Genomic DNA, 26,323 nt, shown 5'->3' on the forward strand with positions numbered 1-26,323 from the left:
CTCACCTGTTTTTCGCCCGTATTTTTCGTATTGTCGAACCCACCAATAATGAGGGGAAAGCGTGAATGGCGGCTTTGTGGTCGAAGATCGGTTTGTTTGTATCGCTGACGGGTGTCTTGGCGCCCATGACGGCAACGGGTCAGGACCAGCCCTTTCAGATCGGCAGCTCCGTCATCAGCGAGATGAAGTACAAGCCGGGCTTTGCGCATTTCGATTACGTCAATCGCGATGCCCCGAAGGGCGGAGACTTGCGTCTTTCCGCCAGCGGCGCCTTCGACACCTTCAACCCGCTGCTGGCAAAGGGCCAGATAGCGATAGGCCTGTCGCTTGCCTACGACACGTTGATGAAGCCGGCGGATGATGAACTCCTCGTCTCCTACGGTCTGCTTGCCGAGGGATTATCCTATCCCGCGGACGTCTCGAGCGCGACCTTTCGCCTGCGCAAAGAGGCGAAATGGGCAGATGGTCAGCCTGTAACCCCCGAAGACGTCATCTTCAGCCTTGATAAGACCAAGGAACTGAATCCCCTTGCCGGGAACTATTACCATCATGTTATCAAGGCGGAAAAGACCGGCGAGCGGGACGTTACCTTCACTTTCGACGAGAAGAACAATCGCGAACTGCCCAACATTCTCGGCCAGCTGATGATCGTGCCGAAACATTGGTGGGAAGCGCCCGGGCCGGATGGCAAGCCGCGCGACATTACCAAGACGACGTTGGAGCCGGTGATGGGTTCCGGTCCTTATAAGATCGCTTCCTTCTCGCCCGGCGCAACAATCCGTTATGAGCTGCGCGACGACTATTGGGGCAAGGACCTCAACGTAAATGTCGGCCAGAACAATTTCCGCAATGTCATCTACACCTATTTCGGTGACCGGGATGTCGAGTTCGAAGCCTTTCGCGCCGGTAATAGCGACTACTGGCAGGAGACGACGGCTTCCCGCTGGGCGACGGGATATGATTTTCCCGCAGTGAAGGAAGGACGCATCAAGAAGGAAGAGGTTGCAAATCCGCTGCGCTCCACCGGCATCCTGCAGGCGCTCGTGCCCAATATGCGGCGTGACCTTTTCAAGGATCAGCGGGTCCGCGAGGCGCTGAATTACGGCCTCGATTTCGAGGAGCTGAACCGGACCGTTGCCTTTAATAGTTACAAGCGCATCGACAGCTATTTCTGGAACACCGAACTCGCCTCCTCCGGCCTGCCGCAGGGGCGTGAACTGGAAATACTGCAGGCCATGAAGGACAAGGTTCCGCCTGAGGTCTTCACGACGCCCTACACCAATCCGGTCGGCGGCGATCCGCAGAAGAGCCGCGACAATCTCCGCAAGGCGATTGCCCTTCTGAAAGACGCCGGTTGGGAGCTGAAGGGCAATCGCATGGTCAATACCAAGACCGGCCAGCCGATGAGTTTCGAGATATTGTTGTCGAGCCCCATATTGGAACGCTGGGCGGTGCCCTATGCCAGCAATCTCAAGAAAATCGGCATAGATGTGCGGGTTCGGACAGTCGACGCTTCGCAAGCTGTCAACCGCGAACGCAGCTTTGATTACGATATGATCTGGAATGTCTGGGCGGAGACGATGAATCCGGGCAACGAGCAAGCCGACTATTGGGGATCCGGCTCGGTCAACCAGCAGGGCTCCCACAATTATGCCGGCATTGCCAACCCGGCGGTCGATGAACTCATTCGCATGATTATCTTCGCCCCCAACCGCGATGAGCAGGTCGCTGCGATCAAGGCGATGGACCGAGTATTGCTGGCAAATCACTACGTCATTCCGCTGTTTTACCGCGATACCTATAACGTCGCCTATTGGAACACTGTCACGCACCCGGCCGAGTTTCCGGCCTACAGCCTTGGCTTCCCCGATGCCTGGTGGTCCACCTCGGCAAAATGAGCGGGCTTGCAATGCAGGGGGCCTCGGCTCCAAATGGCACGAACGAATCACCACACGCCGGCAGGGCCGGCAAAGGAAGGCTGGCGGATTGAGCGGCATTGGACTGGACGGCGGGCAGACAAGAAAAACATTCCCGGAGGCTGAAGGCTGATGGGCGCCTATGTCATTCGCCGCCTGCTTTTGATGATCCCGACCATTGTCGGCATCATGGCGATTTCCTTCATTGTCATTCAGTTCGCTCCCGGCGGCCCGGTTGAGCAGGTGATCGCCCAATTGACCGGTCAGGCCGATAGTGCCGACCAGCGCCTGTCTGGAGGCGGCGATCTTCCCGGCGGCGGCGACGAAGGCTCCAAATATCGCGGCGCTCAGGGCCTCGATCCGGAGTTGATCGCCAAGCTGGAAAAACAGTTCGGATTCGACAAGCCGCCGCTGACGCGATTCGGCGAGATGATGTGGAATTACATCCGCTTCGATTTCGGCGAGAGCTTCTTCCGCAACACCTCCGTGCTCGATCTCATCAAGGAGAAGCTGCCGGTGTCGATCTCGCTCGGCATCTGGATCCTGATCTTCTCCTATGCCATCTCCATCCCGCTCGGCATCCGCAAGGCGATCAGGGATGGATCGACCTTCGACGTCTGGACGTCGGGCGTCATCGTCGTCGGTTACGCCGTGCCGAGCTTCCTCTTCGGCATTCTCCTGATCGTGCTTTTCGCCGGCGGCTCCTTCTACGACTGGTTCCCGCTGCGCGGCCTGGTCTCCGACAATTTCGACCAGCTTGCCTGGTGGCAGAAGCCGCTCGACTATTTCTGGCACCTCACCCTGCCGCTGATCTCGCTGTCGCTGGCCGCCTTCGCCACGACGACGCTCTTGACCAAGAACTCCTTCATCGAGGAGATCAAGAAGCAGTATGTGGTCACCGCCCGCGCCAAAGGCCTGAATGAGCGGCAGGTGCTTTATGGCCATGTGTTCCGCAACGCCATGCTGATCATCATCGCCGGTTTTCCCGGTGCTTTCATCTCCGCCTTTTTTACCGGCTCGCTGCTGATCGAAAACATCTTCTCGCTGGATGGTCTCGGCCGCCTCGGTTATCTCTCGGTGGTCAATCGGGACTATCCGATCGTCTTCGCCACGCTCTACATCTTCTCGCTGCTCGGCCTCGTCGTCAGCCTGGTTTCCGACCTGATCTACACCTGGATCGATCCACGCATCGATTTCGAGCGGAGGGATGTCTGATGGACGCCGCCGCAAATCCCGCTGTCGCCACACCCGTCAAGCCGCCGCGCAAGGGCCTGCTGTCACCGACCAACATTCGCCGCTGGCAGAATTTCCGGGCGAACGGCCGCGGTTATTGGTCACTGTGGCTGTTCCTGCTGCTGTTCATCCTCAGCCTGTTTGCCGAATTCCTCGCCAACGACCGGCCGATCATCGCCTCCTACAAGGGCGAGATCCTGTTTCCGGTTCTCGTCGACTATCCCGAGGACAAGTTCGGCGGCTTCCTCGCCGAGACCGACTACCGTTCCTCTGTGATATCGGACGAGATCAATGCCAATGGCTGGATGATCTGGCCGCCAATCCGCTATTCCTACCGTTCGGTCAACTCGAACATTCCGCATTCGGCCCCGACCGCCCCCTTCTGGCTGATGACCAAGGAGGAGCGTTGCGCCGGCTATCCGCAAGGGGCGAACGATCCAAGCTGCACTTTGGGCAATCTCAACTGGCTCGGCACCGACGACCAGGCCCGCGACGTGCTGGCGCGCGTCATCTACGGTTTCCGCATATCCGTGCTCTTCGGCCTGGCGCTGACCATCTGCTCGGCTGTTATAGGCGTGACCGCAGGCGCGGTGCAGGGCTATTTCGGCGGATGGACGGATCTCTTGCTGCAGCGCTTCATCGAGATCTGGTCGTCGATGCCGGTGCTTTACATCCTGCTCATCATCGCCGCCATTCTGCCGCCCGGCTTCTTCGTGCTTCTCGGCATCATGCTGCTCTTTTCCTGGGTCGGCTTCGTCGGCATCGTGCGCGCCGAGTTCCTGCGCGCCCGTAATTTCGAATATGTCCGCGCCGCCCGTGCACTCGGCGTCAACAACCGCACCATCATGTGGCGCCACCTGCTGCCGAACGCCATGGTGGCGACGCTGACCTTCCTGCCCTTCATCCTCTCAGGCTCGATCACGACGCTGACCTCGCTCGATTTCCTCGGCTTCGGCATGCCGCCTGGCTCCCCTTCGCTCGGCGAGATGATCGCCCAGGGCAAGAGCAACCTGCAGGCGCCGTGGCTCGGGCTGACGGCCTTCTTCGCCATGTCGATCATGCTGTCGCTGCTGATCTTCATCGGCGAAGCCGTGCGCGATGCCTTCGATCCGAGGAAGACGTTTCAATGAGTGAGATGACAGAACCGCTCCTTTCCGTCCGCGATCTCTCGGTTGCCTTTCACCAGGGCGGCCAGACCTCGCTTGCCGTCGATCAGATATCCTTCGATATCGCCAAGGGCGAGGTCGTGGCGCTCGTCGGCGAATCCGGCTCCGGCAAGTCGGTCTCGGCCAATTCGATCCTGCGGCTTCTGCCTTATCCCTCGGCAAGCCATCCCTCCGGCGAAATCCTGTTCAAGGGCAAGGATCTCTTGAAGGCGTCCGAAAGAGCGTTGCGGGAGGTGCGTGGCAACGACATCACCATGATCTTCCAGGAGCCGATGACCTCGCTCAATCCGCTTCATACGATCGAGAAGCAGATTGCCGAGATCCTGGCGCTGCACCAGGGTCTCACCGGTCAGCCGGCGCGCCAGCGCATACTGGAATTGTTGAACCAGGTCGGTATCCGCGAGCCGGAAAAGCGATTGAAGGCCTATCCGCACGAACTGTCCGGCGGCCAGCGCCAGCGCGTCATGATCGCCATGGCGCTCGCCAACCGGCCGGAGCTGCTGATCGCCGACGAGCCGACCACCGCGCTCGACGTCACCGTGCAGGCGCAGATCCTCGAGCTGTTGCGGCAGCTCAAGGCCGTGCACGGCATGTCGATGCTGTTCATCACCCACGACCTCGGCATCGTGCGCAAATTCGCCGACCGCGTCTGCGTCATGACCAAGGGCAGGATCGTCGAAACCGGAACGGTCGAAGAGGTCTTTGCCAATCCCAAACATGAATATACCCGCCACCTCCTCGCCTCCGAGCCGCGCGGCGAGCCGCCGCTTGCCGACCCCGCAAAACCGATGGTGATGGAAGGTTCCGATATTCGCGTCTGGTTCCCGATCAAGGCGGGGCTGATGCGCCGCGTCGTCGATCACGTGAAGGCGGTCGACGGCATCGATCTTTCGCTGCGTGCCGGGCAGACGCTCGGCGTCGTCGGCGAGTCCGGCTCCGGCAAGACCACTCTCGGGCTGGCGCTCACCCGGCTGATTTCCTCGCAAGGGCGGATCGCTTTCGTCGGCAAGGATATAGCCGGCTATTCGTTCAGCGAGATGCGGCCGTTGCGCAACCAGCTGCAGGTGGTCTTCCAGGATCCCTACGGGTCGCTCAGCCCCCGCATGTCGGTCGGCGATATCGTCGCCGAAGGGCTGAAGGTGCATGAGCGCTCGTTGACATCGGAAGAGCGCGACCAGCGCGTCTGCTGGGCGCTGGAGGAAGTTGGTCTCGATCCCCTGACCCGCTGGCGTTACCCGCACGAATTCTCCGGCGGCCAGCGCCAGCGCATCGCCATTGCCCGCGCCATGGTGCTGAAGCCGCGCTTCGTCATGCTCGACGAGCCGACCTCTGCGCTCGACATGAGCGTGCAGGCCCAGGTGGTCGATCTCCTGCGCGATCTGCAGAAGAAGCACGATCTCGCCTATCTCTTCATAAGCCACGACCTTAAGGTGGTGAAGGCGCTCGCCAACGACGTCATCGTCATGCGTTTCGGCAAGGTGGTCGAGCAGGGCCCGTCATCGGAAATCTTCCGCGCTCCGAAGGACGATTACACCAGGGCGCTGATGGCCGCCGCCTTCAACATCGAGGCGGTGCCGACATCAGCCGTCCAGCAGTAAAGATCATCATGCCGACACCTCCTCCCGTTCTCGTCGATATCAAGTTCAATCCCGAAGGCGTCGCCCGCGTGCTGCAGACGGCCTTTTCCGATCGCGGCAGCATCAATCTCGCCGACCCCGCTGATCGGGTGCGTGATCTCCGCGAAGCCGAATATGCGCTGCTCTGGAAGCCGGATGCCGACCTTTTCGCTCGGGCGCCGAAGCTCAAGGTGATCTTTTCTGGCGGCGCCGGCGTCGACCATATCATCGGCATGGACGGCCTTCCCGAGATCCCGATCGTGCGTTTCGTCGATCGCAGCCTGACGACCCGCATGAGCGAATGGGTGGTCATGCAATGTTTGATGCATCTGCGTGCCCAATACGCTCATGATAGCCATCAGCGGCAGCGCCAATGGGCCAAGCTGATCGCGCCCGAAGCGGCGGAGGTCACCGTCGGCGTCATGGGTCTTGGCATTCTCGGGCTGGATGCGGTCGCCAAGCTGAAGACATTGGGTTTTAACGTCATCGGCTGGTCGCGTAGCCGCAAGGAGATCGACGGCGTCGAAACCTTCGATGCCGGCGCCTTGGACAGCTTCCTCGGAAAGACCGACATCCTCGTCGGCCTGTTGCCGCTGACCCCTGAGACGACAGGATTCTATGATAGCGGGCTATTTAAAAAGCTGCGCCGCAACGGCGCGCTCGGACGCCCGGTCTTCATCAATGCCGGCCGCGGCAGGAGCCAGGTCGAAACCGATATCGTTTCTTCAATCCGCGGCGGCACCCTCGGCGGCGCTTCCCTCGATGTCTTCGCAGTGGAGCCGCTTGGCTCGGACAACCCGCTATGGGAGCTGGAAAACGTCTTCATCACGCCGCACGACGCGGCGGTTTCGGAAGAAAACGCGTTGTTCCGTCATGTCGAGACGCAGATCGCCCGGTTCGAGCGCGGCGAACCGCTGCAATTCGTCGTTGACCGCGCCGTCGGCTATTAGAGCATCATGCCGAAACCTGTCAGCGCCCAATATCATCCGGATCTAAGCCCCCGGAACCTTCCAGACAGCCACCCGTTTCCCTGTGGAATTCTCGGGCCGGATCGGCCCGTCAAGACAGCGGAAGGAAACGATGATGGCGCATCAGACGGAAACACGCTGGGAAAAGTCTGACGGCAAGCTTCATAGGGAAGAGCAGATCCCGCCAGTGAAGGCAAGGCAGGGGCGCATGGGTTATCGCATTCTGCTCGTGCTGCTCGCCGCGCTGGTGCTGGCCTTCGTGGTCTGGATCCCGGTGGAGATCTGGGGTAAGCGCGAAGCAAACGAGGCGGCACCACAGCAGCCCGGCCAGCAGTTGCAGTCGCAGCAGCCTGACACGGCACCTGCGCCAACGCTGCAAAACGGCACTGCGATTCCCACAGAGACGCAAAACGCGACACCGGCCGCCCCCGGCGTCACGCCCGCAACGCCGGCCCAGCCTGCCGCGCCAGAGCCTCCGGCAGATGATCTTCCGCATCCCGCCGCCGTACCGCGGCAAGATGTTTATTGATTTTTCTGGACTTTCTCTGCCGATTTTTCGATAAGAAGGCGCACGAGCCGGTTTCGTGCGCCGGCCCCGCACTTGGCAGCACTGGGGATTTTGGCAGCACCTGACCGGAGTGGACAGGGGCAGGAATTTTATGGCCAGGACCGATATTGCAAGACGCGTCTACAATCACGCTTGGAAACTCGATCCGATTGTCCGCAGCCTGATCGATACCGACTTCTATAAGCTCCTGATGCTGCAGATGATCTGGAAGCTTTACCCAGACGTGAACGCGTCCTTCACGCTCATCAACCGCACCAAGCGTGTGCGGCTCGCCGATGAGATCGACGAAGGCGAATTGCGCGAGCAGCTCGACCATGCCCGCACGCTGAAACTCTCCAAGAAGGAGATGATCTGGCTGGCGGGTAACAGCTTCTATGGCCGCGCCCAGATCTTCGAGCCGGAATTCCTCGCCTGGCTTTCCAACTTCCAGCTCCCCGAATACGAGCTGTCGAAGAAGGACGGGCAATATGTGCTGGATTTTCATGGGGCCTGGAAGGAAACCACCATGTGGGAGATCCCGGCGCTGGCCATCGTCAACGAGCTGCGGTCGCGCTCGGCGATGAAGGCGCTCGGCCCCTTCACCCTCGATGTGCTCTATGCCCGCGCCAAGGCGAAGATGTGGTCGAAGGTCGAACGGCTGAAGGAATTGCCGGGCTTGCGTATCTCCGATTTCGGCACCCGCCGCCGTCACAGTTTCCTCTGGCAGCGCTGGTGCGTCGAGGCGCTGAAGGAAGGCATCGGCCCGGCCTTTACCGGCACCAGCAACGTCTTGCTGGCGATGGATTCCGATCTCGAAGCCGTCGGCACCAATGCCCACGAACTGCCGATGGTGGCTGCCGCCCTGGCGCAAACCGATGAGCAGTTGCGCAACGCGCCCTATAAGATCCTGCGCGACTGGAACAAGCTCTATGGCGGCAACCTCCTGATCGTCCTGCCGGATGCTTTCGGGACTGCAGCTTTCCTGCGCGACGCGCCGGAATGGGTCGCCGATTGGACCGGCTTCCGCCCGGACAGCGCCCCGCCGATCGAAGGCGGTGAAAAGATCATCGACTGGTGGAAGAAGATGGGCCGCGATCCGCGCCAGAAGCTGCTGATCTTCTCCGACGGTCTCGATGTCGACGCCATCATCGATACCTACCGGCATTTCGAAGGCCGTGTGCGCATGAGCTTTGGCTGGGGCACCAACCTGACGAATGATTTTTCCGGCTGCGCGCCGACCGAAATATCCGGCCTCAACCCGATCTCGGTCGTCTGCAAGGTCAGCGATGCCAACGGCCGTCCGGCGGTAAAACTCTCCGACAATCCGCAGAAGGCGACGGGCGACCCGGCAGAGGTGGAGCGCTACCTGAAATTCTTCGGCGCCGAGGACAGGATCGATCAGACCGTCCTGGTGTAGGCGAGGGGCATAGTGCCGCCATCCCGCTGCATATTGCCATGCCCGGCCATCGCATCCTCGATCGACCAGCCGAAGCGCCAGGCGTCGAACATCGAGTACCATTCTTGGAAATCGGTGATCGGCAGGATATCAGGCTTCGACATCGGATTGTCGGCGAGGCTGCGGCCACGCGCACGGTCCCGTACGCCACGCTCCTGCATCTCAAGCAGAGTCTCGAACATCGTCATCCCCCGGTTTTTATCCGATAGGTTTATGCAATCATCCTAATAAAGCATTGTCGAGTCCGAATTCGATAATTGGGGTTTTTCACAGGATTAGCCCCAAATCGCTAGTTCAGGGCAAAGTGAAGGCCGGAGAGGCTCGCGATGATGCGATCTCCTTCACGGAAATAGCGTAACGGGGAGACCCGGCTTCCTGGCTGGGGTCCGCCGCCGAGCCTCCCGGCTAGCCGACCTTGAACAGGCCGGCAGCACCGACACGTTGCCGCCTTCCGGCCGATGCGATCCAACCAAGATGATAGGGAGGGTTAATGGGCGGTTGATATCCACCGGACCTGTCCCGATCCCGCGCAATCCCGCAGGTGAGCCGTCGGCATCCCTCGGTTTTCAGGCAGCCAATCGCCGAAACCGGGTTCTGATCCGGTCGAGGTAATAATGGCCGGGAGACGGCGCCACCGTCATTGCATGAGCTTCCGAGGACGGAACGCCTTCGAACAGCCGCTCTTCGCCATTCTTGAAACAAATCCTGAGCCGCCCGTCTTCCTGGCTGAAATAGACGGATTTGATGATCTTCGACTTTACCGAAAGTTCTTCCACCTGTTTTACCTCTGGTTTTTTAATTTTCCAGAGCATAACCCGGTACGTGCAAAGACGCGGTGAAGCGGCATGGTAAAAATTCAGGAATCTTCTGGTGCTTTAAACGTCGCAGCGTCATCGGAGCGGCGGGTTCGAGAGCCCAAAACCCACGCTTGCGAACCAGCTCAATCCGGGTGCAACCTTGCCAATCCGGCGGAGAAGGCCGTCAGCAAGGCTTTCCCCTGACCCCAGTTCTCAAGGCCGCTTTGCCCGTTGATATGGCCGAATGGACCGATCTCGACAAGGCCGCTACCCCACAGGGCGGCTCGCGCCCGGACATGGTCGAGCGTGCCGAAAGGGTCATCGGCGCTTGCGATAATTAGAGTGGGGAAGCGCATCTCTTGGGATGGTGGATCTGCGAATCCGGTGGCTTCCTCCGGGAATGCAGCGGATTGCGGATCCGGAACCGCCACAAGAAAAGCCCCGGCAACAGCAAGCGACGAAACCTGCTGCCAATGAGCGACCAGCAGGCAGGCAAGGCTATGGGCGACCAGCAGGGGAGGTGTTGCCGATGCGGCGACGGTGCGATCCAAGGCTGAAATCCAGTCCGCCAAGTCGGGCCTATCCCAATCGGCTGGTTGAAAACGCCGCATTTCCGGGTTCGTTGATTCCCATCGGGTCTGCCAATGAGCCTCACCCGAACCGCCAATGCCCGGCAATATGATGATATCCCTCATGTGTTTTCCTCTGCCATTCATGCAGGTGAAAATGATGCATTTTCATTTGCGTCGGAATGAATGATCATCGGAAAACCGCGTCCTTCTCCGATGATTTCAAGGTGATCTCATGGCTTTTCAGGAAAACAATCGGCTACTGCTCGATCCAACCGATATCGCCATCATAGAAGCGATGCAGGAAAATGGCCGCATTGCGATTTCCGAACTCGGTCGACGGGTCGGGCTTTCTCAGCCGGCGGCATCCGAGCGGGTCAAGCGGCTGGAAGATCGCGGCATCATCGTTGGCTACTCCGCCCGGATCGACCCCACCGCTTTGGGAATTGGAATGATGGCTGTGCTTCGCCTGCGCACGACGCATGAACATATCAAGGCCTGTCTGAAGCAGTTTGCAGAGATGCCGCAAGTCATGGAAGTCCTGCGCCTCACCGGAGAGGATTGTTTCCTCCTGAAGGTGCTGATTCCGTCGCCGGGAGAACTGGAAACCATCGTCGACACGATCGCCCGTTTTGGCCCCGTGACGACATCTCTGGTGTTGCGCAGCGAGACTCCGAAGCCGATCGGACGCGCCTTGCTGCAACGTCCTTGAGAGTATGTGGGCAGGAAGAAATCGTCCGCGAGGCGCAGCGCGAAGAAGTGAGGCTTCGTTCCCGGCATGAGACGGCATGGGTGCACATGTCGGAGGAGGAACCGCCTGGATGCTGAAATTGACCCTCGCGTTTCGACGCGAGCCGGTCTTTGCCAAACGACGTCAGACAGTGGGAGACATACGATGCGGAAATGCACCATGGCGGACAGGGTGGTTTTGCCATATGCATTGAAAATCAGCATGCTATGCTGTCTAACTCGGCAATTGTCTCCTTTGAAAACGCTGGCGAAATCGGCGCAGCGACCAACCGCATAAGGTTGGCGGCACTTTGGCTTCATCAGCATCGCGCCACTCTCACACGTCCGGTTATCCCCGCGCTTCGCGAGCGCTTCCAGCTTACCAACCTCGAAGCCATTGAAGCCACCAAGCAGGCACACGCTCTGGCCTATCCGAAGGCGTAACATGGCGATCCTCGAAGAGAACGCTATCCTGTTCGCCCACAAGGCTCTCAACATCATGTCGGGCGTCACCGAGGCGACCAAGCGAGTAGCTGGGGCGATCATCGACCACTTCAACAAGCGGACCGGCCAATGCGATCCCAGCATTGAGCGCTTGGCGACGTTGCTCGGCATAGACCGCGCGACGGTCATCCGCGCGACCGAAAAGCTCCACGAACTCGGCTTCATCGAAAAGGTCAGCCATGGCGGCAAAGCGCATCGTGCCAGTTACCTGCCGAACTGGGACCGCTTCCGCGCCATCGCGAAAGATTGGGATGCACGCATGAAGACCGGCGATGCACCTGGTGCCCCCTGCCGGTCTGCCGGCACACCGGCACCCAACGTCGCAAGCGTGCGACGTTCAAGGTCGCAGGGATGCGACGTTAAAGGTCGCACGGCTGCGACACAAACCCTTCGAAGTAACCAATCGAATAAACCCATCGAAGGGGAGCGTGGGGAAAAGCCGCACGAAAAGCCGCGAGCGCAGAGCGTGCCGAGAGCGCAGCAAGGGCTCTGGAGAGGGAGCAAGCCGATAGCGCAGGGTTCTCTTCTCCTGCCGATCAGTGGAGGAAAGAGCGTCAGCCATGGCGATGCAGCAAGGGCAGCGGCCGAACGGCGCTGGTATGGGGAGGTTCATGCGCTCGGTGAGAGGGCCGAGGCTGATGTGTTGGACTGGATGACGTGGGACAGGCAGGAAGCCACCACGCAAGCGGAAATGAAACGGAAGGGCGGCGGGCTGGCGTTCATTGTCGCCACGATGCAGAGCGAGAGGATGCGGGCGCATGGCTGATCGACGCATTTTAGGGCTAAGGGGAAAATCGGGTGACAGACCCGCAGCGGGTCCTTCTTGCCCCGCTGCAAAGCGGGTAAGGCGGTAGCGCGGGGTTTTAGTCGCTGAGGTAAATTTGAAAGCTAAAGATAATCCCGAAAAAACAAAAGGTTATGAGCACAATGCATAGCTCCACCGAGATCGAAACGACGAAGATCGGCCAGCCGCGGTCGCTCTCCAAGAGCGATTTCGCGAAGGTTGTCGGCCTAACGCCCGGGCGGGTGTCGCAGATGATCAAGAAAGGCCTGCCGGTGGAGGCAGACGACCGGATCGACGTAGCGCGAGGCCGGATCTGGATACAAGACAACATCGACACGAACCGCAGCGCCGCCCAAAAGCAGACCAGCCTGCAGTTTGATGCCGGGCGACCGGAGAATGTCGGCGCCGAGCGGTTGCGCCTCGTCAAGGAACAGGCGGACGCCGCGGCGCTCAAGAACGCTATGCTCCGGCGCGACCTGGTCGATGCCGCCGAGGTCGAGCGAGAATGGGCTTCCATGCTGCGCATGGTCCGTACTTCGGTGCTGGCGGTCCCGTCGCGGCTACGGCAAACCATGCCGCACCTAACCGCCCACGATATCGCGGAGATGGACGCCGAGCTGCGGCACGCGCTGGAGAAGCTTTCGAATGACGAATGAAACGCTGGCCTCCATTCGCCGGAATGCCCTTGCGGCGCTGCGACCACCGCCGAGACAGGCGCTGTCGTCGTGGATCGAACGACACCTGTCCCTGCCTGACGGTGTCTCGTCACTGCCTGGGGCCGTCCGCCTCTGGCCGTTTCAACGCGAGATCGCCGACGCGATCGGAGATCCTTTCATCGAACGCGTGACGCTGGTCAAGCCGGTGCGCGTCGGCTTCACGACCCTCATCACCGGCGCGCTCGGCGGATACATCGCCAACGATCCATCGCCAATCCTATGCCTGTTGCCCACCGAGGCCGACTGCAGAGACTACATGGTTTCCGACATCGAACCGATCTTCGCGGCATCGCCAGTGCTCGCTGGCCTGATCGGCGACGACCAGGACGATGGCGGTCGCAACACCATTTTGTCGCGCCGGTTCCCCGGCGGATCGCTGAAGGTCGTGGCTGCCAAGGCCCCGCGCAACCTGCGTAGGCACAATGTGCGCGTGCTCCTTTGCGACGAGGTCGACGGCATGGAAAACGGCGCGGAGGGCTCGCCGATCCTGTTGGCGGAAAAGCGCACACTGAGTTTTGCGGATCGCAAAATCGTTATCGGCTCGACGCCCGTCTTCGAGGACACGAGCCATGTGCTCCGCTCCTACGGCCAATCCGACGCGCGGGTTTATGAGGTGCCTTGTCCCGAATGCGGCGATTTCCATGAAATCGGATGGGGCGATATCCAGTGGCCTGCCGGCGAGCCGCACCGGGCGTACTACGTCTGCAAATCCTGCGGCTGCATCATCGAGGAGAGGCACAAGCCGGCGATGGTCGCGCTCGGCCGTTGGCGTGCCACACAGCCGCACGTCACCGGCCACGCGGGCTTTCGGTTGAACGCGCTCGTTTCCCTCTTGCCGAACGCTTCCTGGGGGAAACTGGCCTCGGAATTCGTCGCCGCCAAGGATGATCCCGCGCACCTGCAGACCTTCATCAACACGATCCTGGCGCAAGGGTGGCGCGAAACCGGCGAGGAACTTGACGACCGCGAAATTTCGGGCCGTGCAGAGGCTTTCTCGCTCGAGGAAATACCAGCGGGCGTCTTGGCAATAACGGTTGGCGTCGATGTGCAGCGCGATCGCCTCGAGGTGACATTCATCGGCTGGGACCGGGAGGGCGCGGCCCATGTCCTCGCTCACCTGGTGGTATGGGGGCGCACCGACCAAGACGCCACATGGCATGAACTCGACGGGGTGCTGAAACAGCGCTTCCACCATCCCCTCGGCGGCGAAATCGGCATTGACGCGACGGCGATCGACAGCGGCGACGGCGAAACCATGGAGGCCGTCTACCGCTTCGCGTTCCCGCGCTACGGCATGCGAGTTTTCGCGATCAAGGGCGTTGCCGGCAACCGCCCCTGGATCGAGCGCTCGAAAAGCAAGATCCAGGGCGGCCGGCTGTGGATTGTTGGCGTCGACGGCATAAAATCACACCTGACCTCCTGCCTTGGTCGAAATCAGGCGATCCGCTTTTCCAAGAGCTTGCCGGCCGTCTTCTACGAGCAGCTCGCCAGCGAGCGCGTGGTGGTCCGATATTCGCGCGGGCAGCCGCAGCGCCGTTTTGAGCGTGTGCCAGGACGACAGGCTGAGGCGCTTGACTGTTGCGTCTATGCATTCGCGGCGCGGCAGCTTCTCAACATCAACTGGGATCAGCGGAGGGCCGATCTTTCGCGCACCAGTGCTGACGCTACTAAGCCGGTGCCCAATGTGGTGAAAAGCAGATGGATGGGGCGATAGCGCAGCGATGCATGCCGGCGACGAGGGCGATATGATCGATGCCAATATCAATCACCCTCTCCTTGGGATTTGCACGTGCTAAGCCTAACACCAACGCCGCCCTGCCCCGACAGAAACTCAATACCCTCGTTTTCAAGGGCGGAATGTATCGCGGCCGATGCCTCATCTGACACCTGCCGGCGCTCCTTCTCAAAGTCGACGATCGTCGAGAGGCCAAGATTTGCGGCGGCCGCCAACCTCGGCTGTGTCCAATTGAGCAGGGCTCTCGCGGCGCGCGATTGTTTTGGTAACATTGATCAACATTTTATGTTGACGGCGCTAACGCCGTCGGGTATCAACATAAACTGTTGATACCACGATTGTTGGAGAACGACAATATGCCGAAAATTCCCTTTCCGGCGGCCGCCGCCGGCCTGGCAGAGCAACCGAACCTCGATACAGCTATCGAGGAGACGTACAACGCGATGGCGCTTCTCGACATTGCTAGCTTCTGCGCTGACGACCTCGCGGAGATACTCGACACGCCACACAACCAGATAGTCGGCAGCCTTGGCCGGCTATTGCGCCTGGCCAGTGGCCAGGTGATGACCGCGCTGACTGCTCTTGAGCAGATGGAAAAATCGGCGTGATTAAAACGTATTGACAAGGCCTACGAGGCGCCGTTTTCGCGTCGCGCTGGCTTATTTCGAAAAGGATCATCCGCGCCACTGATCGGTGCGGCGAACGCAAAGGGTTAACGCATGTCGGAAAATCGAATTCACCAAGCAGAGTACGAAATTCAGCGGCTTAAGAGCACAGTCGCCGAGTTACAGCGCGAAGTCGAAAAGCTGCAGAAGCGCGTAAAGAAACTTGAGCAGGCAGAAGGCTAGAATTTCCCACAACACAGCTTTCAAGGGGTCGCATGGCCTCTTCCGTTGACAAAGCGGAGGGATCATGCGATCTCTTTTCCATGAAGGAAGATTTCTACACCCCGAAATTTGAAAGGGCCGACGTCGTCGAGTTGACTGGCGTCTCGCCGGGCACGCTCGCCAATTGGCTTAAACGGCCGATCGGCAAAGGTGGCATCAGCATCACGCCCGAGCACATCGGGGGCACCGGAAATCGCCGGCTCTTTTCTGCGTTCGACCTGGTCAAGGCGCAGACGGTCCTTCATCTCGTCGAATTCACCGGCCCGGCGCTGGCCGACGAGCTCATTTCCTCGGCGAACTTCCGCGAGTGGGTTAATCTTAGCCTTGAGCACCGCGGCTCCGCTGAAACGGCCCCGCCGGAAGAACATCAGAAACATTTCGCCATCATGTACAAGCACGGCGGAAAATTCGTCGTCGACTACATTACCTCTCCCGCGCTGCTTGATGAATTCAAGCGCGCAAGAGAAAGCCTGCCCGATGCAGCCAAGCCGTACATTCACATTCCGGTGGGTGCCATCGTCGACAACGTCGCACAGCAAGTTGATCTTTGGGAGATCAGCCGGAAGGCACCTGGCGACCGAACGCAGGCAGAACGAGCAATCCTCGCGATGGCCAAACATCGGGCAAAGGGTGCTGAATGATGCTTACCGCCTTCCGCAATCTCTTTCAGCGTTCCGCCGCCAAGCGTGCGCTTGACGCAGGATCCGGCAACACTCGCCGCTGGAATGATGCCCGGGCAATTGCCAATCCCGGCCGCGCTATGTTGACGGATGCGTCGACGATCGCAGCGCGCGCATCCGGGCTGGTGGTCAATAATCCCGTCGCCGCCAAGATCGTCGAGACTTCCGTCGCCAATCTCATTGGCACCGGGATCACGCCGCGTCCGCTGCATCCTGTCGAGGCAATGCGGGATAGGCTCGCCCTGGGATGGTCTGCATGGACCGACATGGCCGACCCCGAGGGGCGAACGGACCATTACGGGCAACAGGCCGCGATGGTCCGCGATATGGTCGTTTTCGGCGAGGGGCTTGCAGTCTGGACCTCGGATCCGGCGACCGGCGCGCCGCAGCTGCGGCGGCTGCATCCCGAACAACTCGACCGCTTCAAGAATGTCACGCCTTCGGCAGGCGGCGCCATCGTCCAGGGCGTCGAATACAACGGAGACGGCCGCATTGTCGCGTATTGGCTGCGGCCGAACGCACCCGGCGATGCCCTCGCCGGGCTGCCGATGTCTTCCCAGCGATGGCCTGCCGGCGAGGTGATCCACCTGTTCCGACCACTCTTTCCCGGCCAGGTGCGCGGCCTTTCGTGGTTTGCTTCGGTTTTGCTGTCCACCCATGATCTCGATCAACTGGTCGACGCGCTTCTGGTCCGCGCCAAGGTGGCGGCGCTTCATGCCGGCTTCATCACCGATACCGATGGACAGGGCGTATACGGACAAGACCAGGCCGGCGGATCGTCCGTAAGTCTGGAGCCCGGCGCGATGATCACGCTGCCGCCCGGAAAAAACGTCGAGTTTCCCGATACGCCCGACCAGGGTCCGGCGCTCGGCGTTGCCGACGCTATCCTGCGGATGATCGCCAGCGGCGCGAATTGCACGTTCGAACAGGTGACGGGCAACTATTCCCAGGTCACCTATACCTCGTCGCGCGCGGCGTTGCTCGAATATCGGCGCTTTGCCGAGGCGACACAGCATCACGTCATTGCCTTCCAACTCTGCCGCCCCGTTTGGGAGCGGTTCATTCGCTGGCAGGTCCTGTTGGGCGTCGTTCCCGCAACCGCCTATCAGCGCGATCGCGCCGCGTTCGGGGTGAAATGGCTGCCACCGGCTTGGCCGTGGGTCGATCCGCTGAAGGATGCGCAAGCCGCCGTCCTCGAAATGGACAACCTGTTGCGATCGCGCGCCGAGATCGTCTCCGAGCGCGGTTACGACGTTGAGCAGCTCGACCGCGAGATTTCCGCCGACAAGGCCCGCGCCGACCGCCTCGGACTGGCGGCGCGCCCTCAAACTGGAGCGAACGTCAATGCCTCGTCCAATTGAAGCAGCGCCGCCGCATATATCCCCGCAAGTGCGGGCGTTGTCGTTCGCGCCGACGAGCGTCGACGAAAAGGCGCGTACCGTCGAAATGATCGCATCGACTGGCGCCGGCGTTTTGCGGCACGACATGGAGGGAGCTTTCAACGAAATGCTCTCGCTCACTCCGGGCGCAGTTGATTTGAGCAGAGCCGAAGGGATGCCTCTGCTTGATAGCCATCGCCAGGACGGGCTCGATCGGGTGCTCGGCGTGGTCCGTGGCGTCCGTATTGAGAAAGGGCAGCTGATCGTTACCGCCCAGTTCTCCGAGCGCGCAGAGGCCGTCTTTAAGGACGTGGCGGCCGGAATTATTCGAAATGTGAGTGTCGGCTACGGCGTCGACGATTTTGAGGACCGAGTAGACCCGCAGTCCGGTCAACGGCTGCGAACGGTCACAAAATGGACGTTGCACGAGGTTTCGCTCGTCCCCGTTGGAGCTGACGCGGGGGCAAAAACAAGAGGAATTACCATGCCGCAGGCAAACAACACAGCGACGGCCGCGTCCGCGACGGCAACCACCAGCGCGAACGCCAATCCCGCGACCATGACACGGGCGCAAAGCAATGCCGAAATCCGAGCATTGGCCGAAACCTTCGGTCTTGGCGACGAATTTTCCAATGGTCTGATCGACCGTGAAGCGACCGTAGACGAGGCTCGCGCCGCGGCCGTCGAACAGGTCAGGCAACGTTCGAACAGGCAAACGCCGCAAACGCGAGTAACCGTGGTCGCGAACCACGACGACCCCGAAGCCATCGTGGGACGTATGGGCGAGGCCCTCTATGTGCGCGGAAATCCCCGCCACAAGCCCTCGGATGCCGCGCGCCAATACGTCAACATGACGACGCTCGATATGGCGCGTCAGATGCTTCAACTGCGCGGCATGCACACGACTGGCCTATCGCCGGCGGAAACGATCACGCGGGCGCTGAACTCGACGAGCGACTTTCCCCTGGTGTTTGCCGACACGGCGAACCGGGCGCTGCGCCCGGGTTATGAAGCAGCGGCTGCCGTGCTGAAGCGAGTGGCGCGACAGACTACGGCAAAGGACTTCCGCAACATGACGAAACTCCAGATCGGCGAAGCGGCCGGACTGGAGAAGGTCAACGAGAACGGCGAATACAAACATTCGACGATCAGCGAAGCCGGCGAGAGCTACGGCATTGCCACCTATGGCCGAATATTCGGCCTCACCCGCCAGGCGATCATCAACGACGACATTGGCGCATTCGTTGATGTCGCCGGCAAGTTCGGCGCCGCCGCCGCCGAATTCGAAGCGCAGTTCCTAGTCGATATTCTCGAAGGCGCTGCAGGCTTCGGGCCGGTGATGAAAGACGGTAAGACGTTGTTTCATGCCGACCACGGCAACCTTGCTGAGGATGGTGTCGACCTGACATCGACCCCCCTTCCGCGTTTCGGTGGCCTGGACGTCGCGCGCTTGGCGATGCGCAAGCAGAAGGGGCTTTCCGGCCGGCCGATTAACGTCGTACCCAAGTACCTGCTCGTGGCTCCTGAGGCCGAAACCGCAGCCGAGACATTGCTTGCGACGCTGCAGCCGAACAGCGCCGATGGCGTCAATCCGTTCGCTGGCAAGCTAGAGATGCTCGTCGAGGCCCGGCTGTCCTCCCCTGTTCGCTGGTACGTCGCTGGCGATCCGGCGACGATCGAGGGGCTGGAATATGCTTATCTGGCCGGTCAGGAGGGACCGCAGACCGAGACGCGCGCCGGCTTCGAAGTCGACGGCGTCGAGACCAAGGTGCGGCTCGATTTCGGCGCCGCCTTTGTCGACTACCGGGGCTGGTTCATGAACCCCGGCGAAGACGTGACGACCTGACCCATGGCGACGCTTTCCGACTTGACCGTGTGGCTCGAGGCGCTCCGCAAGGCCCGCGCCTCTGGCGTTCGCTCAGTCCAGCACGGCGACGTCAGGACTGAATATCGATCCGACGCCGAACTGGCTGCGGCAATTGCCGACATAGAGCGGCAGATGTCCGCCCTTCAAGGCCGGTCCGGTGGCGTTGTCTACATTTCAAGCTCAAAAGGACTTTGACCATGAAAAACTATGTTCAGCGCGGCGACGTAGTGACCGCAACCGCACCGGCCGGCGGAGTGTCGTCCGGAGATGGCGTTCTGATCAGTTCTCTCTTTGGTGTCGCTGCAACGACCGTCGACGCCGGCAGTGAGGTGGAACTGGCGACGACAGGAGTTTTCGATCTTCCCAAGGCTTCCGGCGCGGTCACCTTTGGCGCGCCTCTGTATTGGGATGCGGCCGCCGAGAAAGTCACCGCCGTGGCGAGCACGACGGCCGGCGATAATACCCTTATCGGCGTTGCAATCGCCGCCGCCGGCGTCAATGCATCGACGGTGCGCGTGCGCCTTAACGGCAGCTTCGGAGTAGCTTAAGGCGGGGTCAAGATGGGGGCAGCCGGCTCCTGAAGGACAATCCGATCCCGCCGAGCCTTTACCGGGGCTGAAGACGTCGGATTGCTCAACGGCACGAGGCGCGGCTTGGAAACCCGCAACCATGCTGCCTCGCTGGGGCGTTCCTTCTCCAGCCGTGAGCATGCTCGATACGGGCGGCGAGATCAGCCGCCCGTATCACCCAGAACCTGGAAAAAGACGGTGAAGACTGGAAATCCGCCCAGGAGGCTCGAGTGATGGCTAACCGTGCCGCAGCAATCAAGCAGGCCGACGCCAAACGGCTTTTCAAAGCTGCCCTCGAGGCGGGCTTCGAAACTGCAAAAATAACGCTCCATCCGGACGGCCGCATTGAGGCCGCAGCATCGCTTGCGGAGAAGACCGCCGGCTTGTCGAGCGGCACTAGCTGGGATGATGTGCTGAAATGAAAGGCAAGCGCCGGAACGGACTGCCGAAGCATTGCACGCTCGTGATCGACCGGCATAAGAAGCGCCGTGTCCGGTTCCGGGCAAAAGGTGTCGATACCTATTTGCCCTATCCGCCGACCGGGCCGAGTTTCGAGAAGGCCTATTCCGACGCTTTGGCTGGCGTAACGGAATGGCGCGCCAATATCGGTGCGAGCAAGACGCGGCCGGGATCGTTCGACGCTCTGGCTGTTTCCTACTATCGCTCGCCGAAGTTCACCGGTCTGCGCGACAGCACGAAGCAGACCTATCGCCTGATCATCGAGCGGTTCCGCGAAAAGCACGGTCACCGCATGATCCGAGATCTCCGACACGAACATATCAGCGCCATTATCGGCGGAATGTCGGACACCCCGCAGGCTGCAAACCGCTTGCTGTCCCTTCTGAAAATCATGCTCCGCCACGCTGTCGCGAACCGATGGATATCCCATAATCCCACGGATGCCGTGGACGGCTTCAAGAAGAAGACGAAGGGCTTCCACACATGGACAGAGGATGAAATTTCTGCCTACGAGGCGTGTCATCCAGAGGGATCTAAGGCCCGCCTGGCGTTGGTGCTTCTCCTCTATACCGCTCAGCGTCGGAGCGACGTCGTCGCCATGGGATGGGAGCATATCAAGGGCAAGCACATCGAAGTGAAACAGGTGAAGACGGATGCGGAGCTAGACCTATTCATGCTTCCCGCGCTGACCGATGCCATTCGACCGCTACCGCGCGACAAACCTACCTTTCTCACTACCGAATTTGGAAAACCGTTCACGCCTGCCGGCTTCGGTAACTGGTTTCGTGATCGTTGCAACGAAGCCGGACTTCCGCGCTGTTCCGCTCATGGTCTCCGCAAGGCGGCGGCACGGCGGATGGCAGAGGGCGGAATGAGTGGAGATGTCATCAAGGCGGTGACAGGGCATACCGACCTGAAACAGGTCTCGGTCTACACGGCCGACGCCAACCAAGCGGCGCTCGCGGAGAAGGGCCTCAAGGCCATCGCCGGGAAGAAAAAGCGAACAAGAATTGTCCAACCGTCCGCGAAAGTTGGACAAACGAAAGGAAAGTAATATGGAAAATCAACAGGTTGTTGATAAGGATGGCGGACAGGGTGGGATTCGAACCCACGGTACGCTTTCACGTACACACGCGTTCCAGGCGTGCGCCTTAAACCACTCGGCCACCTGTCCTTCTTGGGCGTTCGCGCCTGGATAGGAGCAAATCGTCGGAACGGCGCGATATATACCGATGAATTTTTGTCGATCAACCGAAATCTAACAGTTTTTTGACTTCTTCCGATAAAACTCGCCTCCGCCCGTCCATTGTGCTTCACCCCATCGACGACTATGTAATTCTCAAGGTGGAGAAATGGCGCGGCCGGCCGGGATTGTCCGGCATAAAGAGCGTCGGAGGAATTGATGCGTTTCCTGTTGCGTCTGGCCAGCCTTGTCGCGCTTGCGGCGGCCGTTATTGCCGGGACCATCGATTCGATCCAATCGGTTGCGGCGTCCTCAGTGGTGGTGACGCCGATTTCCGATGCCTGGCAGGATGTGAGCCCGGCAACCCTCACATCGCTGCAATCCTCCCTTTCTTATTATATCCACCCGCGTTTCTACGCCTTCATTTTCCAATGGCTGATGCTGCAGCCGGCCTTTGCCGTTTTCCTGGTGATCGCGCTGCTTCTCTGGATGATCGGCTATAAGAAGCCGCCGGTGGCCGGTCGCTTCACCGCATAGGAGGCCGGTTTTGCCGCCATGGTCGGCCGCGGCTCCGATCGGCCGCCAATGTTTCCCCAGCCCCGGCGGGGCTGCCGGATTGGCTGGAAATTCCGCATCTCGGCGGCGGAAATGTCTAAAAATAAGCCCCGGAGAACGGATTTTCGGCAATTGCTGCAAATCTTTACCGCCTGAAAAATTTCTGGTGAATTTTTCCGTGAGCCATGCAAGGATGCGCGCAGCCAGGCCTCCGGGGGGAGGTCGGTGGTTCCGCAGACATGTCCGGAAAGGACTTGCGGGAGGACCCCTAACGAATAGCAACAACAGGGCTGCACAATGAAAAAATCCCTTCTCACTCTCCTTGCCGTGGCTGCCATGTCGACGACGGCGCTGGCTGCCGATGTCAAGCCGGCGCTGGTTTACGGCACCGGCGGGAAGTTCGATAAGTCCTTCAATGAGGCGGCCTACAACGGTGCCGAGAAGTTCAAGGCCGAGACCGGCATTGCCTATCGCGACTTCGAACCAACCGGCGACACCCAGGGCGAGCAGGCCATCCGCAACTTCGCAAGCCGCGGATTCAATCCGGTGGTTGCCGTTTCCTTCGCCTGGACTTCGGCCATTGAGAAGGTCGCAGCCGAATTCCCCGACACCAAGTTCATCATCGTCGACTCCGTCGTCGACAAGCCGAACGTCCGCTCGGTGGTCTACAAGGAAGAAGAAGGCTCCTATCTCGTCGGTATTCTCGCCGGCATGGCATCGAAGACCGGCAAGGTCGGCTTCGTCGGCGGCATGGACATCCCGCTGATCCGCAAGTTCGAATGCGGCTATGAGCAGGGTGCGCGCGCCGCCAAGGCCGATGTCGAAGTTTTCCAGAACATGACCGGCACCACGGGCGCGGCCTGGAATGACCCGGTTCGCGGCGGCGAACTCACCAAGAACCAGATCGACCAGGGCGCCGATGTCATTTACGCGGCAGCCGGTGCCACCGGTCTCGGCGTTCTGCAGACGGCTGCCGACAACAAGAAGCTGTCGATCGGCGTCGATTCCAACCAGAACCATCTGCATCCGGGCTCCGTCCTGACCTCGATGGTCAAGCGCGTCGACCTCGCCGTCTACAACGCCTACACCGACACCAAGAACGATAAGTTCACCGGTGGCGTCCAGGCGCTCGGCGTCAAGGAAGACGGTGTTGGTGCCGCGATCGACGACAACAACAAGTCGCTGATCACGCCGGAAATGCAGGCGGCTGTCGACAAGGCCAAGGCCGATATCATCGCGGGGACCATCAAGGTTCACGACTATACCTCGGACAACGCTTGCCCGAAGTGATCCGCGCCCGGATGTAATCGACGATTGAGATCGGGCGTATGGCGGAGGGGATTTTCGCCATACGCCCTTTTCTTATTTGGAGCCTGCAGTGACAGATAAGCCCGCTATCGAGCTTGTCGGCATCGACAAGAAATTCGGTGCCGTCCATGCCAACAAGGACATCAACCTCACCGTTGCCAAGGGGACGATCCATGGCATCATCGGCGAAAACGGCGCCGGCAAATCGACGCTGATGTCGATTATTTACGGTTTCTACCATGCCGACAGCGGCGAGATCCGCGTCAACGGCAATCCCGTCACCATCCGCGACAGCCAGGCGGCGATCGCCACCGGCATCGGCATGGTGCATCAGCATTTCATGCTGGTCGACAATTTCACGGTGCTCGAGAATATCATGCTCGGCGCCGAAGGCGGCGTGCTGCTGGCGAGAGGCGTCGCATCGGCCCGCGCCGAGCTCAAGCGGCTGGAAACGGAATACGGCCTCGAGGTCGATCCGGACGCGTTGATCGAGGAGCTTCCGGTCGGCCTGCAGCAACGCGTCGAAATCCTGAAGGCGATGTATCGCGGTGCCGAGATCCTGATCCTCGACGAACCCACTGGCGTGTTGACGCCGGCCGAAGCCGATCACCTCTTCCGCATTCTCAAGGTGCTGCGCGACCAGGGTAAGACGATCATCCTCATCACCCATAAGCTGCGCGAGATCATGGCGATCACCGATACGGTCTCGGTTATGCGCCGCGGCGAGATGGTCGCGACCCGCAAGACGGCGGAAACGACGGTGGAAGAGCTTGCCGAGCTGATGGTCGGCCGCCGCGTGCTGCTGCGCGTGCAGAAGGGCGAGGGAAATCCCGGGGCCGCGGTGCTCTCGGTTCGCAACCTCACGGTCAAGGACAATCGCGGCGTCACCATGGTCGACAATGTCTCTTTCGACGTGCGCGCCGGCGAGATCGTCGGCATTGCCGGGGTTGCCGGCAATGGCCAGTCCGAATTGCTGGAGGCGATTGCCGGCATCCGCAAGCCCGCCTCAGGCGAAATCCTTCTCGACGGCCAGACGATCGACAAGGCCGATCCCGCCCGCCTGCGCGATCTCGGCCTTGCCCATATTCCCGAAGACCGCCACCATATGGGCCTCGTTCTGAAATTCGAGGAATATGAGAATTCCGTGCTCGGTTATCACCGGCGCCCTGGCTACAGCAAAGGTCCGCTGCTCGATCTCGAAGCGATCCGTAAGGATGCGATGGAGAAGATCGAAAAATACGACATCCGCCCGCCGAACCCGCGGCTGAAGACCGCGAATTTCTCCGGCGGCAACCAGCAGAAGATCGTCGTCGCCCGCGAAATCGAACGCGACCCGAAGATGCTGATCATCGGCCAGCCGACGCGCGGCGTCGATATCGGCGCCATCGAATTCATCCACCGCCGGATCATCGAAATGCGCGACGCGGGCAAGGCGATCCTGCTCGTCTCCGTCGAACTCGATGAGATCCGCGCCCTTTCAGACCGTATCCTTGTCATGTTTGCCGGCCACGTGGTCGGCGAGAAGACGCCCGATGCCGGTGAACAGACCCTCGGCCTGATGATGGCCGGCATTGCCGCGTGAGGCCTTTATGAGCACTGCATCAGTTCCGCTGCCAAACTGGATCAATTATGGCCTGATCCCGCTTCTGAACCTCATCGTCGCCTTCCTGATCTCCGGCTTCGTCGTCTGGCTGATCGGCGAGAGCCCGCTCGCTGCGCTGTCGCTGCTGATCGAGGGGGCGTTGGGCAGCGGCGAAGGCATAGGTTTGACGCTGTTCTACGCGACGAGCTTCATCTTCACCGGTCTTTCCGTGGCTGTCGCCATCCACGCCGGTCTCTTCAATATCGGCTCCGAAGGTCAAGCCTATATCGGCGGCCTTGGCTGTGCCCTGGTGGCGCTTTCGCTCGACAATTACGTGCCATGGTATGTGACGATGCCGATTGCCATCATCGGCGCTGCCCTGTTCGGCGCAATTGCCGCCTTCATTCCAGCGTGGCTTCAGGCGAAGCGGGGCAGCCATATCGTCATCACGACGATCATGTTCAACTACATCATCGCTTCACTGATGAACTACCTGCTTGTGCACGTATTGATCGTGCCAGGCAAAATGGCACCGGAAACACGGACTTTCCTCGAAGGTGGACAGTTACCGAAGCTGACTTGGTTGATGGAAATATTCGGGGCAAAGCTCGGTGCCGCTCCGTTGAACGTCTCTTTTATCATCGCGCTGGTGATGTGCTATGTCGTCTGGCTTTTGATCTGGCGCACCAAGCTCGGCTTCGAGATGCGTACTCTGGGCGTCAGCCCGACGGCCGCATCCTATGCCGGTATTCCCTATGTGCGGATCGTGATGATCGCGATGATGCTATCTGGTGCGCTGGCTGGCATGATGGCGCTCAATCCGGTCATGGGCGCCTCTGCCCGCCTGCAGGTGGGGTTCGTCAGCGGCGCCGGCTTTGTTGGTATCGCGGTCTCGCTGATGGGGCGCAATCATCCGCTCGGCATCATTTTTGCGGCGATCCTCTTCGGCATCCTTTATCAGGGCGGCGACTGGATCTCCTTCGAAATGCCGAACATCACCCGCGAGATGATCCTGGTTATCCAGGGTCTGGTGATCCTGTTCGCCGGCGCACTGGAATACATGTTCCGGCCGGCGATAGTGCGCCTCTATCAACAGTTCAAGCGAGCCTGAGGAGCGG

27 protein-coding genes and 1 tRNA gene are annotated in these 26,323 nt (G+C 60.4%); 24 read left to right on the plus strand and 4 right to left on the minus strand.

The features are described 5' to 3' along the window. Nucleotides 1–65 precede the first annotated feature (65 nt). The 7 genes from BBJ66_RS00790 (at nt 66) to pncB (ending at nt 8,863) form a co-directional block, all read left to right on the plus strand. Nucleotides 66–1,898 (plus strand): extracellular solute-binding protein, encoded by a 1,833-nt coding sequence (locus tag BBJ66_RS00790; protein WP_071084283.1) that lies wholly within the window; start codon nt 66–68, stop codon nt 1,896–1,898. Between the two features lie 150 nt (nt 1,899–2,048). Further along, nucleotides 2,049–3,131: a microcin C ABC transporter permease YejB gene (locus tag BBJ66_RS00795; RefSeq protein WP_049731210.1), complete on the plus strand. Its 1,083-nt coding sequence runs from the start codon at nt 2,049–2,051 to the stop codon at nt 3,129–3,131. Beyond that, the gene (locus BBJ66_RS00800) at nt 3,131–4,279 is read left to right on the plus strand and encodes an ABC transporter permease (protein ID WP_071084285.1); all 1,149 of its coding nucleotides are present in this window, start codon (nt 3,131–3,133) and stop codon (nt 4,277–4,279) included. The genes BBJ66_RS00795 and BBJ66_RS00800 overlap by 1 nt, the downstream gene beginning before the upstream one ends. Continuing rightward, nucleotides 4,276–5,913 (plus strand): ABC transporter ATP-binding protein, encoded by a 1,638-nt coding sequence (locus BBJ66_RS00805; RefSeq protein ID WP_071084287.1) that lies wholly within the window; start codon nt 4,276–4,278, stop codon nt 5,911–5,913. The genes BBJ66_RS00800 and BBJ66_RS00805 overlap by 4 nt, the downstream gene beginning before the upstream one ends. Nucleotides 5,914–5,921: 8 nt before the next feature. Beyond that, nucleotides 5,922–6,881: a 2-hydroxyacid dehydrogenase gene (locus BBJ66_RS00810; RefSeq protein ID WP_071084289.1), complete on the plus strand. Its 960-nt coding sequence runs from the start codon at nt 5,922–5,924 to the stop codon at nt 6,879–6,881. A 130-nt stretch (nt 6,882–7,011) separates the two neighbouring features. Further along, nucleotides 7,012–7,428 (plus strand): hypothetical protein, encoded by a 417-nt coding sequence (locus tag BBJ66_RS00815; RefSeq protein ID WP_244511609.1) that lies wholly within the window; start codon nt 7,012–7,014, stop codon nt 7,426–7,428. Between the two features lie 130 nt (nt 7,429–7,558). Next, nucleotides 7,559–8,863 (plus strand): nicotinate phosphoribosyltransferase, encoded by a 1,305-nt coding sequence (gene pncB, locus BBJ66_RS00820; RefSeq protein WP_049731206.1) that lies wholly within the window; start codon nt 7,559–7,561, stop codon nt 8,861–8,863. Here the strand turns inward: pncB and BBJ66_RS00825 are convergent. From BBJ66_RS00825 to BBJ66_RS00835, 3 genes are all read right to left on the minus strand, one after another. Continuing rightward, entirely contained in the window at nt 8,845–9,084 is a 240-nt protein-coding gene (locus BBJ66_RS00825) for a CrpP-related protein (protein ID WP_071084940.1), read from the minus strand. The two genes, pncB and BBJ66_RS00825, sit on opposite strands and share 19 nt — an antisense overlap. 384 nt (nt 9,085–9,468) lie before the next feature. Further along, a complete protein-coding gene (locus BBJ66_RS00830) occupies nt 9,469–9,678 on the minus strand; it encodes a KTSC domain-containing protein (RefSeq protein ID WP_003555857.1) in 210 nt (69 codons plus the stop codon). Between the two features lie 164 nt (nt 9,679–9,842). Further along, nucleotides 9,843–10,394, minus strand: coding sequence for an RBBP9/YdeN family alpha/beta hydrolase (locus BBJ66_RS00835; protein WP_071084292.1), 552 nt, complete (start codon nt 10,392–10,394; stop codon nt 9,843–9,845). 109 nt (nt 10,395–10,503) lie between these two features. Between BBJ66_RS00835 and BBJ66_RS00840 the strand changes: the two genes are divergently transcribed. The 13 genes from BBJ66_RS00840 to BBJ66_RS00905 all read left to right on the plus strand — a co-directional run bounded on the left by BBJ66_RS00840 (nt 10,504) and on the right by BBJ66_RS00905 (nt 21,631). Further along, the gene (locus tag BBJ66_RS00840) at nt 10,504–10,980 is read left to right on the plus strand and encodes an Lrp/AsnC family transcriptional regulator (RefSeq protein WP_071084294.1); all 477 of its coding nucleotides are present in this window, start codon (nt 10,504–10,506) and stop codon (nt 10,978–10,980) included. A 149-nt stretch (nt 10,981–11,129) separates the two neighbouring features. Next, nucleotides 11,130–11,441: a hypothetical protein gene (locus BBJ66_RS00845; protein WP_128146148.1), complete on the plus strand. Its 312-nt coding sequence runs from the start codon at nt 11,130–11,132 to the stop codon at nt 11,439–11,441. Between the two features lies 1 nt (nt 11,442). Next, the gene (locus BBJ66_RS00850) at nt 11,443–12,267 is read left to right on the plus strand and encodes a helix-turn-helix domain-containing protein (protein WP_071084298.1); all 825 of its coding nucleotides are present in this window, start codon (nt 11,443–11,445) and stop codon (nt 12,265–12,267) included. Nucleotides 12,268–12,536: 269 nt separating this feature from the next. Next, on the plus strand, nt 12,537–12,941 hold the full coding sequence (locus BBJ66_RS00855; protein ID WP_244511610.1) for a DNA packaging protein: 405 nt from the start codon (nt 12,537–12,539) through the stop codon (nt 12,939–12,941). Further along, entirely contained in the window at nt 12,931–14,715 is a 1,785-nt protein-coding gene (locus tag BBJ66_RS00860) for a phage terminase large subunit family protein (protein ID WP_071084300.1), read from the plus strand. The genes BBJ66_RS00855 and BBJ66_RS00860 overlap by 11 nt, the downstream gene beginning before the upstream one ends. Nucleotides 14,716–15,092: 377 nt before the next feature. Beyond that, entirely contained in the window at nt 15,093–15,344 is a 252-nt protein-coding gene (locus BBJ66_RS00870) for a hypothetical protein (protein ID WP_071084304.1), read from the plus strand. A 320-nt stretch (nt 15,345–15,664) separates the two neighbouring features. Further along, nucleotides 15,665–16,264, plus strand: coding sequence for a hypothetical protein (locus BBJ66_RS00875; protein WP_071084306.1), 600 nt, complete (start codon nt 15,665–15,667; stop codon nt 16,262–16,264). Further along, on the plus strand, nt 16,261–17,664 hold the full coding sequence (locus BBJ66_RS00880; protein ID WP_083335503.1) for a phage portal protein: 1,404 nt from the start codon (nt 16,261–16,263) through the stop codon (nt 17,662–17,664). The genes BBJ66_RS00875 and BBJ66_RS00880 overlap by 4 nt, the downstream gene beginning before the upstream one ends. Then, nucleotides 17,648–19,528 carry a prohead protease/major capsid protein fusion protein gene (locus BBJ66_RS00885; protein WP_083335504.1) on the plus strand — a complete coding sequence of 627 codons (1,881 nt, stop codon included), beginning with the start codon at nt 17,648–17,650 and terminating at the stop codon, nt 19,526–19,528. The genes BBJ66_RS00880 and BBJ66_RS00885 overlap by 17 nt, the downstream gene beginning before the upstream one ends. 3 nt (nt 19,529–19,531) lie before the next feature. Then, a complete protein-coding gene (locus BBJ66_RS00890; RefSeq protein WP_071084308.1) occupies nt 19,532–19,744 on the plus strand; it encodes a phage head-tail joining protein in 213 nt (70 codons plus the stop codon). A 2-nt stretch (nt 19,745–19,746) separates the two neighbouring features. Continuing rightward, on the plus strand, nt 19,747–20,097 hold the full coding sequence (locus tag BBJ66_RS00895) for a DUF2190 family protein (RefSeq protein ID WP_071084310.1): 351 nt from the start codon (nt 19,747–19,749) through the stop codon (nt 20,095–20,097). A gap of 254 nt (nt 20,098–20,351) precedes the next feature. After that, nucleotides 20,352–20,540, plus strand: coding sequence for a hypothetical protein (locus BBJ66_RS00900; RefSeq protein WP_071084312.1), 189 nt, complete (start codon nt 20,352–20,354; stop codon nt 20,538–20,540). Then, nucleotides 20,537–21,631, plus strand: coding sequence for a tyrosine-type recombinase/integrase (locus tag BBJ66_RS00905; RefSeq protein WP_071084315.1), 1,095 nt, complete (start codon nt 20,537–20,539; stop codon nt 21,629–21,631). The genes BBJ66_RS00900 and BBJ66_RS00905 overlap by 4 nt, the downstream gene beginning before the upstream one ends. A gap of 30 nt (nt 21,632–21,661) precedes the next feature. Here BBJ66_RS00905 and BBJ66_RS00910 read toward each other — a convergent pair. Then, nucleotides 21,662–21,751, minus strand: a tRNA-Ser gene (locus BBJ66_RS00910). Nucleotides 21,752–21,979: 228 nt separating this feature from the next. Here BBJ66_RS00910 and BBJ66_RS00915 point away from each other — a divergent pair. From BBJ66_RS00915 to BBJ66_RS00930, 4 genes are all read left to right on the plus strand, one after another. Beyond that, nucleotides 21,980–22,297: a hypothetical protein gene (locus BBJ66_RS00915; protein WP_003589247.1), complete on the plus strand. Its 318-nt coding sequence runs from the start codon at nt 21,980–21,982 to the stop codon at nt 22,295–22,297. Between the two features lie 315 nt (nt 22,298–22,612). Next, entirely contained in the window at nt 22,613–23,605 is a 993-nt protein-coding gene (locus tag BBJ66_RS00920; RefSeq protein WP_064835792.1) for a BMP family lipoprotein, read from the plus strand. Between the two features lie 88 nt (nt 23,606–23,693). Further along, nucleotides 23,694–25,205, plus strand: coding sequence for an ABC transporter ATP-binding protein (locus BBJ66_RS00925; RefSeq protein ID WP_071084317.1), 1,512 nt, complete (start codon nt 23,694–23,696; stop codon nt 25,203–25,205). A gap of 7 nt (nt 25,206–25,212) precedes the next feature. Then, the gene (locus BBJ66_RS00930; protein ID WP_071084319.1) at nt 25,213–26,316 is read left to right on the plus strand and encodes an ABC transporter permease; all 1,104 of its coding nucleotides are present in this window, start codon (nt 25,213–25,215) and stop codon (nt 26,314–26,316) included. Nucleotides 26,317–26,323: the final 7 nt, after the last annotated feature.

Origin of the sequence: Rhizobium sp. RSm-3 (assembly GCF_001854685.1) — a bacterium.
GTDB classification, from domain to species: domain Bacteria; phylum Pseudomonadota; class Alphaproteobacteria; order Rhizobiales; family Rhizobiaceae; genus Rhizobium; species Rhizobium ecuadorense.